Genomic DNA, 14123 nt, shown 5'->3' on the forward strand with positions numbered 1-14123 from the left:
CTTTGTTTCTCAAGATGTAATAGCCTTATATTCTGTATAGGGAGGGAAAAGTCATGAAAAAAATCATTCTGATTGAAGATGACGAAATCATCAGAGAAGAATTACAACATTTTTTTATAAAGTATGGATATGAAGTAAAGGCTCCCACAGATTTTAATCATATTATCAAACATATAGAAAGTGAGAATGTAGACCTTATATTACTAGACATAAATCTTCCTGTGTTCGATGGCTATTATATATGCAGAGAAATACGTAAAACTTCAGATGTTCCAATCATCATGGTTACAAGCAGAGATAGTGATGTAGATGAACTAATAAGTATGAATTTAGGAGCAGATGATTTTATAACAAAGCCTTATAATACAGAAATACTATTAGCAAGAGTAACAAACATTTTAAGAAGGGCATCTGGAGATTTAAAGACGAATCATATCTTAATTTATAGAGATTTTAATTTAAATCTCTCAAATGCAACAGTTACTTATCAAGACAAGTCTGTAGAGTTAACTAAAAATGAAGTTAAAATACTCTCATGCTTAATAAATAATCGCGGATATATTGTAAAAAGAGATTCACTCATAGAAACCTTATGGAAATCTGATTATTTTGTGGATGATAGCACCTTAACTGTTAATATAAATAGATTAAGAAAAAAGCTTGAAGAGATAGGTATAGAAAATCCAATTGCAACAAGAAGAAGCTTAGGGTATATAATGCCATGAATATAGGTGAATTTATTAAAGATAAAATGGTAGTAATACTATTTAATGTACTGGTATTTATTATACTTGCAGGTATATTGCTGACTGTGAATGTTCAGTTCATTATAATATTCTTTGTCTTTTGTATTTGGTTTTTTCCATTGATTATATATATGGCTATAGAATTTATAAAATGTAAAAATTATTATAATGAGATTAATGGGATATTAGAAAAGTTGGAGAAAAAATACCTACTTCCAGAGGTAGTAAAGGAATCAAACTTTATACATCGGGAAAAGCTTAACGCTATACTGAAAGAAGTAAGTAGAGATATGCATGAAAATGTAAAATATTATAGAGATATGCAATCGGATTATAGGGAATATATAGAAACATGGGTACATGAAATTAAGACGCCGATAGCTTCTACAAAGCTAATAATTGAAAATAATCAAAATGAAGTAACTAATAAAATAGACTCCCAATTGGATCGAATCGAAGGGTTTGTAGAACAGGTGCTGTATTATTCTCGAAGCAATAATGTCGGTAAGGACTATATTATAAAACCAATCAACCTTGATGATGTAGTAAGAACTGTAATTAAAAGAAATTATAGAGATTTTATTCATAAGAGAATAAAATTAGATATACAGGATATTGATGAGATTGTATATAGTGATGGGAAATGGATTGAATTTATTATTAATCAAATAATAGGAAATTCCATAAAGTACTCAAATAACAAAAAATCAATGATACGTATATATTCAATTAAGAAAGCTAACTCAGTAATAGTAACCATAGAGGACAATGGAGTAGGGATAATACCTAAAGATATAAATAGAGTTTTCGAAAAAGGATTTACTGGAGAGAATGGAAGGAGATTTAGCAAAAGTACAGGAATGGGCTTGTATCTATGCGAAAAACTATGTTCAAAATTAGGATTGAAAATTGGCATTGAATCTGAAGTGAATAAAGGAACTAGAGTTACATTAATATTTCCGTTGTCAGGTATGGTAACTTTTGAGTCTTATTTATAAAAGAAATGCTGCCATCTTTCCACGAATTTCGTATGAAACTTATAAACAAATTTAGAACGGTATGAAAAGAGTAGAAATTCTCTTCATACCGTTTGTATTATTTAGCCAATGAACATATTGATATATTTAATTAAAGACTATGCTCTTTATCCATTTCATACAATATAAAAAAACACCCGCGATTGTTCGAGGGTGTTACTTCGCCTGTTTAAACTTCTACAGTAAAACAGGGTCCGATTATGTTGATACTTTTTATAAATAACATCATTACATTAATCTTTTTTCGGGAGTACAATTCCTTTAAATAATTGAACAGTAATCCAGTAATACATCGAGTAAATTACTATAAAAATAACAAGTGGTAACCAAATGCGAGAGTACGGATCGATTAAAAGAGGACTAAACATGTTCATACCAACTAATATATGAGTAATCCCCACAATTGCTGGGAATAAGAATATGAAGAATAACTCTTTATAAATTGATTTTGTTAATAATTCTCGGCGGACACCAATTTTATGAAGCATTTGATAACGTGTTACATCTTTTGATGCTCCCGACAGAACTTTAAACATTAAGCAGCTTGCCATCATTGCTAAAAATGCAACTCCAACGAAGAAACCCATAAACATTAGTCCGCTGGCAAAATCATGATTCATAATATATATTTGATGCTTACTATCCAATTCTTCCGCTTTCACATTTTTATATTTTGCTATCTGTAATTCATCAAGTTTTTTCCATTTTTTTATGTAGGATCCAAAATCATCTGTTTTCCCCATAAACACAGTACTTTCTTTACCCTTCAACCCATCGTATATGTTTTGATCTACAATTTTTATTTCATAATCAGGATATAAATAATTTGGCTGGATCGTTCTGAAAGCCTGAATCCATTGTTTTGTATCTGTCTCTGCTTTAGCCCGTTTTATTGAAAATGCACCAATGGGAAATTCCTCTGAAACTTTCTCTATTTTCATACCTTGTATGAAAGGGCGATTTTTCTCTACATCTTCTTTAAGATAATAAACATACTTATCATCCACTTTGTAATGATATTCTAGTTTTTCTTGAAATAAGATACCACCCAAAATTGTCTTTTCTTCCGCTGTTGGATTATGAATGACTGAATCGTAAATTTTTATTTGATCTGTAATTTTTAGGATGTTGTTTTTAAATGCCATCCCACAAGCAATTCCACCAGCACCAAGAGCCACTAAGATTGCTACTGTTGCAAGCACATTTGTTAGACCATTAATGCGGAAATTTAATTGTGCAAAAGTAAAAGCATTGAGGCCTTTTTCACTACGTTTTTTATTACTCTTTAACTTGTTTATCATAACTGGGAGAAGTGATCCAAATATAAGGTAAGTACCAACGGTTGCTGAGATTAATCCAACGGCCATTAATCCCAAAATAATTAGCGAATTTGCATATGACATATAAATCAGTGATGCATAACCAATACCTAATAAAAGAATACCAAGGAATGCAATTACAACGGTCATTTTTCCTTTTATGGCAACACGTTCTGTTTGTTCATCTGCATGTACAAGTTGCAGTACAGAAATACGAGATAATTTAATACTATTCATAATTGCCGATAAAACAAATAGTGCAAAGAAGAAGACGCAAGTAATAGCTATAGATGGTAGATAAAATGATTTATAACCTTCGCCAGCAAACTCGAGTTGTTTCATTAATAGCTGACCGATACCTTCTGCAAGTCCTACACCAATTGTAATTCCAATCAAAAGAGATGTGGCACCTAATATGATTGTTTCGATAAACATAAGTAAGGTAACTTTATGCTTTTTTGCTCCTAACATCATATACATACCAAATTCTTTTTGACGAAGAGCTGATAAGAAAGAGTTTGCATATAAAATATAGAAAAATGTGATAACTGCTAACAAAAAGGAACCAATTTTAAATACAGACACGATATCACTAATAGAAGAGTTAGATTCAAGGAACGTTTTATTGGATGCTAGCGTTTGAAACATATAAAAAGTTGAAATAGAGACAATAAGACCAACAAGTAAAACAATGTAATCTTGCAACTTACTTTTTAGGCCTGACATAGAAAGCTTAAATAACATGATTGAACTTCCTTCCTTACGCTTTTTGTGTGCCTAGGTTTGCAAGCACGTCTAAAATTTCTTTATAGAATTCTTCACGGGTACCACCGCGATGAATTTCTTGATATAACTCACCATCTTGAATGAATAAAATACGCTGACAGTAACTTGCGCTGTAAGGATCATGCGTAACCATCATAATGGATACACCTTGCTCTTTATTTAAGCTTGTCATGGCATCAAGTAAACTCGTTGCATTTTTAGAATCTAGAGCTCCAGTTGGCTCGTCCCCTAAAATAATTGCAGGTTCATGCACTAACGCACGTGCTGCTGCGGAACGTTGCTTTTGTCCACCAGATACTTCAGAAGGATACTTTTGAAGTATTGCTGTAATGCCTAACATATCAGCTACTTTTTCTACTTTCTTTCCAATATTACGAGATGAAACACCTTGAAGTGAAAGTGGGAGTGCTATATTTTCATATATAGATAAATTCTCTAATAAGTTAAAGTCTTGGAAAATGAATCCTAATTTTTGCGAACGGAAATCAGAAAGCTCACCTTGTTTCATTTTCGTTATATCCGTACCTGCAATTTGAACAATGCCGCCCGTTGCTGTGTCTAACGTTGAAATTACATTTAATAATGTTGTTTTACCAGAACCAGAAGGCCCCATAATACCAACAAATTCTCCCTCTTGAATTGAGAATGATACACCTTTTAACGCGTGTGATTGATTCTCACCTTTTTTACCGTACAATTTTTGAATGTTTTTTACATTTACAACTGGTTTTATCATATATATCCTCCTACGTTTTTTTTATTTCTATAAAATAAGGGTTATTCATATTTGCTACTAACAAAATAGTCGTGTTGCATCTACCTTTTTCATGAGGGTGTCACGATGTATCCACTTGAAAGCTGTAAATAAAATTTTCTTTTTAATTTCTCCTCACTCCTCATCGCTTTGAATACATACATGATAAACTATGAAAATTAGGAAACACCCTGTAAAATCCTTAAGAATTCTTAAGTTTTTATAAAAAAAGCTTATGGAACCTGTAGTTCCATAAGCATTCTATCTAATTGGATGTTCAACAATAAAGGACATCCAACCATCTTTATATTCTGCATGTATATTACCATGATGAAGTTCAACAATTCTTTTTGAGATAGCAAGGCCCAGACCATTTCCCTGATCATCTTTTCTTGCCTTGTCCCCCCTGAAAAACCTTTCAAACAATTTATTTGGATCGCTAACAGGCGGTTTCTCGACTTTATTTGACACTTTTAAAATTGCTTTGTTATCCATTAATTCAAGACATACGGTTAATTCGGATGGTTTTATGCTGTACTTTATCGCATTCATAAAGAGATTTTCATATACACGTACCATTTTTTCTACATCTATAAAGATAGGTATTGTTTCTTGTGTGATTGATTTTTGAACGATTAAGCTTTCCTTTTCAAATATAGGAATGTATTCTCCAACTATTTGCTCCAACAAACCTGATAAATCAACTTCATTAAGATTTAACTTAGCATCTATGCCTGATAAACGAGTATATTCAAACAGCTCATCAATTAAATATTTCAGTCTCTGTGACTTTGAATAAGTGGTTTCAAGGTATTTCTGTAATTGTGTGTTACTGTTGTATTGCCCTCTTTTTAATAAATCTATATAGCCAATAATAGATGTTAACGGTGTGCGTAAGTCATGAGATACATTGGTGATAAGTTCATTTTTTGTACGTTCTAATCGTCTTTCTTGTTCAAATGTATTTTCCAATTCCTTGGACATATAGTTGATATTTTGAGCAAGTTGGGTCAATTCGTCCTTCCCCTTAATCCCAATGGTCAAACCCAGTTTTCCATTTGCAATATCATTCACATTATCCGAAATGAGCTTCAAATATACTATTTTCTTTCGTACCAATATCAAAAAAATAATTATAAAGTTAAAGATTGCGAACGCGAATAAGAACAACAATACCAAATTGAATTCAAACATACCAAATTCTTCGTGTTTTATAAATAATGGATCTATGACGTATGCCAAAATGAGGATTGTTAAACCAAATGAAATAAAAAAACTAACTGCAATAGCACCAAGAAGTTTTATAATGATCTTATTTCTGAAACTAACATTCTTCATATTTTATACCCATTTCCCCAAACAGTTTTAATATAAATGGGATGTTTAGAATCTTCTTCAATTTTGTCTCTTATTTTTGTAATATGCACCATGACGGTATTATCAGATTTATAAAAAACTTCTTTCCAAACTGATTCATATATTTTTGAAACACTCAGGACAATCCCTTTGTTACGGACAAGTAGTTCGAGAATATCAAACTCTTTTGGAGTTAGCCTTGTTTCTTTTCCCCTTACCCATACTTGACGAGTATCTGTATTCACGGTTAAGTCACCAATTTCTAGAATACTTTTATTATGTTCTATTGACGTATTGTATTTTTTAAACCTTCTTAATTGGGATTTTACCCTAGCGATTAATTCCAATGGGTTAAACGGCTTTGATAAATAATCATCAGCACCAGAGGCCAGTCCCTGAATTTTGTCTATATCCTCAGATTTTGCAGATAGCATAATAATAGGCATATTGCGATCTTCCCTAATCTTCATACAAGCTTCAATACCATCCATATTCGGCATCATAATATCTAAAATAATAAGATCAAATTCCTTTACTTCTAACAATTGTAAAGCTTCCAAAGCATCTTCTGCCTTTTGAGTTTTTAGGCCTTCATTTTCCAGGTATACAGAGATAAGATTTCTAATCTCTTTATCATCATCAACAATAAGAATGTTTGACTCCATTTTATTCCTCCACATGTTTTCTCATATTGAACATTTAAAGACAATTGCAGGTGAGACATGTCTATCGTCTCTTTATTGTAAATCTAACAGCGAAAAACAAGAAACAAGAAACAACATACTGAATATAGTGATACTGTTCACCTTAATATAATGTTCATTATATTAAGGCTAAACATTATCCAATTCATTAGATTTCATCTACTTTTAATTAACTTTCTTTTGAATACACCTGTGCTTGACCCAATTTTGACAATGTTTATTTTCTTCAATTCAGTTCCTTCAATTAATTTGTCTCCAAGAAATCTAGAACTTGGAAGGACTGGAACGACTAGTTTTTTGTTCATTATATACAGAAATAAGAAAGCGAATCGTATTCATAATTAATCACACCGTATGTTTGCATTCATAATCATACTCTAGAGTCCAAACCTTAAGAAATAGGGGCAAAAGTTCTTAAGAATTCTTAAGCTTTATGCAGCAGGTTGTCATCAGTATAAATGTTCGTTCTTAAATATTGACTATTACTTTCTCGATGTAATGATAGTTATTAAAAACAACTTTAATATAGTAAAGTATTTAATATAACTTTCAATAATCCAAGAGTAAGGTCATACGTCATTAAATAGGTATTATACTATAAGAATCTAGAGTGATTTATAAAAAAAGGTTCTGGTGCAAAAACTTAAGGACAATTGCAATGAATCTATAAATCTTGGACATACTGTTACTATTACTTTAGAAAGTGTGCGTGATTGGTATGGAAAAGGAAAATGTATTCAAATGGAAGCATTATCAGCCTGATATTATTTTGTTAACGGTAAGATGGTACCTACGGTACAATCTCAGTTTTCGTGATTTGGTGGAAATGTTAGAAGAACGGGGTTTATCCATTTCTCATACAACGATTATGCGTTGGGTTCATCAGTATGGTCCTGAATTGGACAAACGAATCCGTCGTCACCTCAAACAAACAAATGATTCTTGGAGAGTCGATGAAACATATATCAAAGTAAAAGGTCAATGGATGTATCTGTATCGTGCTGTTGATTCGAAAGGAAACACAATTGATTTTTTCCTAAACAAAATAAGAGACCAGAAGGCAGCAAAGCGCTTTTTCAAGAAAGCTTTGCGGTCTTTTCATGTTTCAAAGCCACGTGTTATAACTGTCGATAAGAACCCAGCTTATCCTATAGCAATTGAACAGTTAAAAAAAGAAAAAAGTATACCTGATGGTATGCAACTTAGACAACAAAAGTACTCGAATAACATAGTAGAACAAGATCATCGCTTTATAAAGAAGCGAATCCGTTCCATGCTAGGGTTCAAATGTTTTGACACAGCTACATCCATTCTTTCTGGAATAGAAGCCATGCATATGATTAAAAAAGAACAGCTTAATTTACGGGACCAGTCTGTCCAAAATCAGAAAGAATTCATCCATCAATTGTTTGGACTTTCAGCATAAGATACGATTTCGTTAGGAATATATGCGCTTTATTCTCATTTGTTTTATTTTTGCACCAGAACCTTTTGGAGAACTTAGGACTTTTGTTATAAAAATATTATTATTTATAGATATTTACTATAAACTCTGTATATTTTCTATGAATTTTCTCATAGTAAGCGACAAAGCCATATCCTTATTTCTAACAAATGTTGTTTCAATTTTCCCGTATTGTTCAGGTATTTCATGCCAATAAATATTGGGAATGTTTGAGAAAAAAGTTAGAGCTGTAACTGGAAGAACCGTAATGCCTAGACCAAGTGATACGCTATGTAAAATCATTTCTAACATATTAAACTCCATAATTTTCTTAAGAAGAATTCCTTCATCTTTCAACCATTTTTCTAAAACAAAACGATAGCCACATCCGGGGCTAAACACTAAAAATGTTTCATTTTTCAAATCTTGTATATCAAATGTAGGACGATTTGAAAATAGAACAAGTGTCTTCGTACTTACCTTATATTGCTCTAAAGAAGAATCTTGAATCGGACTTGTTACAAAAGCACCATCTAGCTTAAATTCTAGGATGTCTAAGATCAGACGTTGACTAACATCAGTTTTTAAAGAGATATCTACATTAGGAAATTGTTTATGATAGCTGGCCAAAATGGTTGGTAAGGGATGAACAGTATCTACAGTTCCAATATTGAGAAGACCTGTGGGATTATTATCATCTGTAAACGTATTTTGTAATTCTTCGAATTCTTTTAACAATTTATTAACTTTCTTAAGAAATATTTGTCCATCACCAGTTAATGTGATACCCCGAGCATGTCGATAAAACAAAACTGTATTTAGCTCTTGTTCTAGTAGTTTAATACGCGCTGTTACATTTGATTGTACATAATTAAGGATTCGTGCTGCTGCGGTAATATTTTGAACTCTTGCTACGGTTTGAAAAATTTTTAAGTCTCGAAAATCCAACGTCCTCTCCACCTTTATATGTTATTGTGATCATTTTGAATGATGTGTTCCATTATTTTTAACAATTTTTCATAATACGATTGATAAGTATAGAATGTACTAAAGATAGATTTTTAACTCTTAACTGTAAAAATAGCTTTAGTACATAGAAACTATGGGGGCCTCAATGTACTAAAGCTCAAATATACTAATACATTTATACTTTAAAGAGCTTAAACTTTAAATAATGATGGCTATTTGTTTTGAATTTTTCTTGAATTACATTATTACTTACGACAATAGCTTAAATCAATTTATAACTTTTATTTCGTATATACAATTTTTTATTTTAGAATAAACAGATTTGCATAAAAAATCAGTCTGTTGAGAACTTTTATAAAAATTCTACTTGTTAAACATTTATTTTTCACATGAATTTACACCCTGAATTTTTTCTTGAAATATACATCTTTATATAATCTTTATATAAAATTTATGTTGTTTTCTGTTGCATATGTTTTTATCTAGTGAGTATGGAAATTTTATTATTGGAAAATTCTCAAATAGTTATTGTAGACATAATGTAAATGCAGGGGGAAATACTTTTGGGTTACGTGATGGGGATTTTTTAAGGATATTAGTTCATTGTATTGAGTATTAAAAGGAGATTAATATGAAGCAATCAAAAACATTACAAAAAAATAAGGTATCTATAAGGTTAAATATACTATTTTTGTGCATTTTTTTATCATTTTCAGCTATTATCATTCGGCTTGGAAAAGTACAAATTGTTGACGGGGAGGGTTATAAGAATGCAGTTGAAAAGCAAGAAAATGCGACGGTTAGTACTACTGTTCCACGTGGTCAAATTTTTGATAGGGAAGGTGAGAAAGTGGTTAATAATACTGCTGTTCGTACCATTTCGTATACAAAGGGGAAAGATATCACTTCTGAAGAAATCTTAAAAATAGCAAAAAAGCTCTCGAAAATACTTGAAATAACAGAAGAAGATATAAATAGGTTGACTGAAACAGACAAAAAAGATTACTGGATGCAGTTAAACAAGGAAAAAATAAAAAAAAGATTACAAAAAAAGATGAAGAAAATCTACGTAAACAAAATATTGAAGGAAAAGAATTTGATAAGAAAATAGATGAATTGAGACGAGGACGCGTCACAGCAGAGGAATTGAATGAATTAAGTCCACAAGACTTAAAGATATTAACTATTAAAGGGAGAATGAATTCAGGTTATAAAATGACACCACAAATTATAAAGAAAAATGTATCTGAGAAAGAATAAGCTACAATTAGTGAAAACTTATCTGAATTTCCAGGAGTTGATGCAACTATTGACTGGGAACGTAATTATGTAAATGGTGAATTATTCCGTTCTGTACTAGGTAATATAACAAGTACTGAAGAGGGGCTTCCAAAAGAAAATTTAGATTACTATTTAGTTCGTGATTACGATCGCAATGATCGTATTGGGAAGAGTTATATCGAGCAACGATATGAAGACGTACTACATGGAACTAAGGCAGAAGTTAAGAATGTTACTGATAGAAAAGGGAATGTTATTCAAACGGAAACGATCTCTAAAGGGAAAAATGGCAATAATTTAATTATGACAATTGATATGAAATTACAGAAGGCGGTAGAAGAAATTCTTGAAAAGCAATTAAAAGCTTATAAGGGGTCAGAGCCTCTTTTAGATCGGGCATTTGTAGTGATGATGAATCCGAATACTGGAGAAGTATTATCTATGGCGGGTAAAAAATTAGGGAAGAAAGATCGGAACATAGAAATAGCTGATTATGCTTTAGGTACGATGACGAGCTCATATGAGCTTGGATCAACTGTAAAAGGTGCCACAGTGTTAACGGGATTTGAAACGAAGGCTATTACACCTGGTACAAACTTTAATGATGCGCCTATGAAGTTTAAAGGGACAAAGGAGAAGAAATCTTGGAAAGATTTTGGGATTGTTGATGATTTAAGAGCCTTACAAGTTTCTTCTAACGTCTATATGTTTAATACGGCATAAACATAGCAGGAATAGATTACGTACCAAATAGCTCATTAGATATAAAGGCAAGTGCATTTGAAAAAATGAGATATTATTTTGGGCAATTCGGATTAGGGGTTCCAACTGGAATTGACCTCCCAAACGAAACATCTGGAATAATGAAAAAAGAAAATTATCAACCAGGTTTCTTGTTAGACTTAGCTATCGGACAGTACGATACGTATACTCCTTTGCAACTTGCACAGTATGTTTCTACTATTGCAAATGGAGGAAATCGATTGAAACCACAAATTTTGAGGGAAATTAGAGAACAAACTACAAAAACTGAAGACATTGGTAAAATTGTGAAATCAATGGAACCAGTTGTATTGAACCATGTAGATATGAAAAAAGAATATATAGATCGAGTAAAGGAAGGGTTTAGACGTGTATTTCAAGAAGGTGACGGAACTGGTGTGAGTACTTTCAAAAACCTTCCTTATAAGCCTGCTGGTAAAACTGGGACAGCACAAACAGTTTATGGCGGTGATGATAATAGTGTTGGTAAGGATCAGGAAGGCAATCGTGTTCGTTGTTATAATTTAACTTTAACAGGGTACGCTCCATATGATAAACCAGAGGTGGCATTTTCTGTTGTTGTCCCATGGATAATTAATGACAAAGGCAATAAAGTTAATTCAATAATTGGTAAAGAGGTTTTAGATGCGTATTTTAATTTAAAAAATAATCAGGAGAAGTATGCAAACTAAAACTATGTAATAAGGATGTAGAACCAAATTGACTTAAGGCAGTAATCTGAATGAATACTGTAGAAAGACATGGAATTGTGAACTATTTTTAAAGTATGAAATAACTTGATAGCGATGGGAGACCGTAGCTATCAAGTTAAAACTTTAAGTCTCCCTAAATGGAAAAGTTGAGTTTTTTATGGCACCGAATTTCATATTTATCGTTTTGGGAAACTTGTTCTGCTAGATTTTCAGGCATAGAGTAGGGCCACTATTTATAATGATTTATTACTTATATAAGACTATTTAGTGTGAATGAAAAATTTATCTATCATTTTTTATGTGTCGTTTATTAAAAGTCTAAATTAGATCAATTAATTGCGATAAAATCCGGTCAAAAATAATGGAATTTTAAGAACAATAAGGTACATTAGTCAATGATTTTAGTTTAAAATCTATTGACTTTGGTGTAAACGGGGGAAGATTGATGAACAACAATAGAATAAATGAGTCAGTTGAAGAAGCTGATAAAAAAAGAGTAAGATTAAGCAAATGTTTTACAAATTGGAAGTTTATTGCAGTGGTTGGTGGTATAATCACACTTCTCATTGGGGGAATGATTTGTTATCAGGCAACTCACTTCAATTCGAATGTTACGATTAACGACAAAAAAGTCAGTGGTCTGAGCGCTGATCAGGCAATACAGAAATTAAAAACATCTGGACTAGCAAACAAAGTCTATGTAGACCAACAACAAATTTTAGATGAAAAAGATACAAAAATGGAACTTGCAGAAAAAGATTTGCCTCAAATTAAGAAACTATTAAAAAGCCAGTGGACACTTTTCCCTTCCTCAAAGGAAAAGAATTATTCATTGTTACCAGAAAAGGCAGAACAATATCGTAGTAAAACGATGAAAAAACTTGTAGAAGAAAAGCTCATCTCTATGAATAAAAAATTAAAAGCGCCTCAAGATGCCATGGCGAAGCTTGAACAAAGCAAAGTTGTTATCTCCAAAAGCGTTGAAGGAAAACAGTATGACATTATGAGTTTACTGAAAGATTACGACAAGCAGAAGCATAAAAGCGAAATTCATTTGAAGTCTGCATACTTACAGCCTATTAAAGAAGACGATCCGATTATCAAAAAAGAGGAGAAAGCACTACAAAATCTTCTTCAGCAGTCCGTTGATTATAAAGTGCAGAATGAAGTTTATCCTTTAAAAGCGAAAGGTTTAATTCAAAATGCCTCTATGTCAAAGGATATGAAAGTTACTATCGATGTGAGCAATATTAAGAACAAGGTTACTGAAATTAACAATGCTAAATCAACATTAAATAAAGATTTTACATTTAAAACTCATTCTGGGGCGGTTATATCAGTAAAAGGACAAGGCTATGGCTGGGCACTGGATGTTGAAAAAGAAACAAAACAAATTCAACAAGGCTTTGAGAAAGGCGAAAAATCACTTTCTACTTCTAATATTCACGGAAATGGTTGGAAGAAGGAAGGGATCGGCTATGAAACAACATCGAATAATGGCATCGGAGACACGTATGTGGAAATTTCAATTGCAGAGCAACAAATTTGGATTTACAAGGATGGAAAATTAGCAGTTACAACAAATGTAGTAACTGGGAAACATAGCACGGGTGAAGATACTTCACCAGGTGTGTGGTACGTTCTTTATAAACGATCACCGTATACACTTAAAGGTAGCGCAGTTGGTAAAGGTGATTATGCAGTTAAAGTAGATTACTGGGTTCCATTCACAAATAGCGGTCAAGGATTCCACGATGCTGGCTGGCGAACAAACTGGGCAAATAATGCCTATTTAACTGGAGGATCGGGAGGATGTGTTAACCTTTCTCCTAGTATTGCAAAAAATGTGTATGATAATTTAAGCACTTATGAACCGGTTATCGTGTACTAGTAAATATCAATCTCGTGTGAGGCGATGTATGTATTAAGAAATTAAATTTATAAAAGAATCAGTGAAATCAATATGGAGGATGGGATGGAACTTTAATTAGCTGGAATACTACGAATCATATAGAAAAAGTTGAACAAGCAAATAATCAACACGAAAATAATGCTGATGTATGGATTTGGTCTAAATTAGACGAGTAAACGTTTCGTTTATGTATGACTTTTGAATCGGTACTTTTGTATTCAATCCAGATATGAAAAGTATACCGTGTGAATTTTAAACATATTAAGCAAACTACATTATTGTAAGTAGGTGAATTTTTTCTTAAAAATTGTAGGAGTTTCCCTTGCATTTTTTCCCTGTT

At 32.0% G+C, this 14123-nt stretch carries 9 protein-coding genes and 1 pseudogene; 5 read left to right on the forward strand and 5 right to left on the reverse strand.

Annotation, left to right across the window (positions count from 1 at the left end):
* The first annotated feature begins 53 nt into the window (after positions 1-53).
* Positions 54-725, forward strand: coding sequence for a response regulator transcription factor (locus ABH960_RS24960; RefSeq protein ID WP_404449054.1), 672 nt, complete (start codon positions 54-56; stop codon positions 723-725).
* Positions 722-1744 carry a sensor histidine kinase gene (locus ABH960_RS24965; RefSeq protein ID WP_404449056.1) on the forward strand — a complete coding sequence of 341 codons (1023 nt, stop codon included), beginning with the start codon at positions 722-724 and terminating at the stop codon, positions 1742-1744. The genes ABH960_RS24960 and ABH960_RS24965 overlap by 4 nt, the downstream gene beginning before the upstream one ends.
* A gap of 272 nt (positions 1745-2016) precedes the next feature.
* Here the strand turns inward: ABH960_RS24965 and ABH960_RS24970 are convergent, their stop codons facing one another.
* The 4 genes from ABH960_RS24970 to ABH960_RS24985 form a co-directional block, all read right to left on the reverse strand.
* Positions 2017-3846 (reverse strand): FtsX-like permease family protein, encoded by a 1830-nt coding sequence (locus tag ABH960_RS24970; protein WP_404449058.1) that lies wholly within the window; start codon positions 3844-3846, stop codon positions 2017-2019.
* 16 nt (positions 3847-3862) lie between these two features.
* A complete protein-coding gene (locus ABH960_RS24975) occupies positions 3863-4624 on the reverse strand; it encodes an ABC transporter ATP-binding protein (protein ID WP_000595175.1) in 762 nt (253 codons plus the stop codon).
* Between the two features lie 279 nt (positions 4625-4903).
* Positions 4904-5980 carry a sensor histidine kinase gene (locus tag ABH960_RS24980; RefSeq protein ID WP_404449060.1) on the reverse strand — a complete coding sequence of 359 codons (1077 nt, stop codon included), beginning with the start codon at positions 5978-5980 and terminating at the stop codon, positions 4904-4906.
* On the reverse strand, positions 5977-6663 hold the full coding sequence (locus tag ABH960_RS24985) for a response regulator transcription factor (RefSeq protein WP_404449062.1): 687 nt from the start codon (positions 6661-6663) through the stop codon (positions 5977-5979). The genes ABH960_RS24980 and ABH960_RS24985 overlap by 4 nt, the downstream gene beginning before the upstream one ends.
* 757 nt (positions 6664-7420) lie before the next feature.
* Here ABH960_RS24985 and ABH960_RS24990 point away from each other — a divergent pair.
* Positions 7421-8128, forward strand: coding sequence for an IS6 family transposase (locus ABH960_RS24990; RefSeq protein ID WP_404449130.1), 708 nt, complete (start codon positions 7421-7423; stop codon positions 8126-8128).
* A gap of 117 nt (positions 8129-8245) precedes the next feature.
* On the opposite strand, the gene ABH960_RS24995 is transcribed toward ABH960_RS24990, so the two are convergent.
* Positions 8246-9094, reverse strand: a complete 849-nt coding sequence (locus tag ABH960_RS24995) for a LysR family transcriptional regulator (protein ID WP_404449064.1) — start codon at positions 9092-9094, stop codon at positions 8246-8248.
* Between the two features lie 652 nt (positions 9095-9746).
* Between ABH960_RS24995 and ABH960_RS25000 the strand changes: the two are divergent.
* A pseudogene (locus ABH960_RS25000) lies at positions 9747-11850 on the forward strand (peptidoglycan D,D-transpeptidase FtsI family protein).
* 466 nt (positions 11851-12316) lie between these two features.
* A complete protein-coding gene (locus tag ABH960_RS25005; RefSeq protein ID WP_404449066.1) occupies positions 12317-13762 on the forward strand; it encodes a L,D-transpeptidase family protein in 1446 nt (481 codons plus the stop codon).
* The last annotated feature ends 361 nt before the right edge of the window (positions 13763-14123 follow it).

The organism is Bacillus sp. RC252, assembly GCF_044909215.1.
Lineage (GTDB): Bacteria > Bacillota > Bacilli > Bacillales > Bacillaceae_G > Bacillus_A > Bacillus_A mycoides.

Coding starts and splice junctions, on each gene's coding strand:
- ABH960_RS24960 (WP_404449054.1), top strand. CDS start 54: ATGAAAAAAATCATTCTGATTGAAGATGACGAAATCATCAGAGAAGAA.
- ABH960_RS24965 (WP_404449056.1), top strand. CDS start 722: ATGAATATAGGTGAATTTATTAAAGATAAAATGGTAGTAATACTATTT.
- ABH960_RS24970 (WP_404449058.1), bottom strand. CDS start 3,846: ATGTTATTTAAGCTTTCTATGTCAGGCCTAAAAAGTAAGTTGCAAGAT.
- ABH960_RS24975 (WP_000595175.1), bottom strand. CDS start 4,624: ATGATAAAACCAGTTGTAAATGTAAAAAACATTCAAAAATTGTACGGT.
- ABH960_RS24980 (WP_404449060.1), bottom strand. CDS start 5,980: ATGAAGAATGTTAGTTTCAGAAATAAGATCATTATAAAACTTCTTGGT.
- ABH960_RS24985 (WP_404449062.1), bottom strand. CDS start 6,663: ATGGAGTCAAACATTCTTATTGTTGATGATGATAAAGAGATTAGAAAT.
- ABH960_RS24990 (WP_404449130.1), top strand. CDS start 7,421: ATGGAAAAGGAAAATGTATTCAAATGGAAGCATTATCAGCCTGATATT.
- ABH960_RS25005 (WP_404449066.1), top strand. CDS start 12,317: ATGAACAACAATAGAATAAATGAGTCAGTTGAAGAAGCTGATAAAAAA.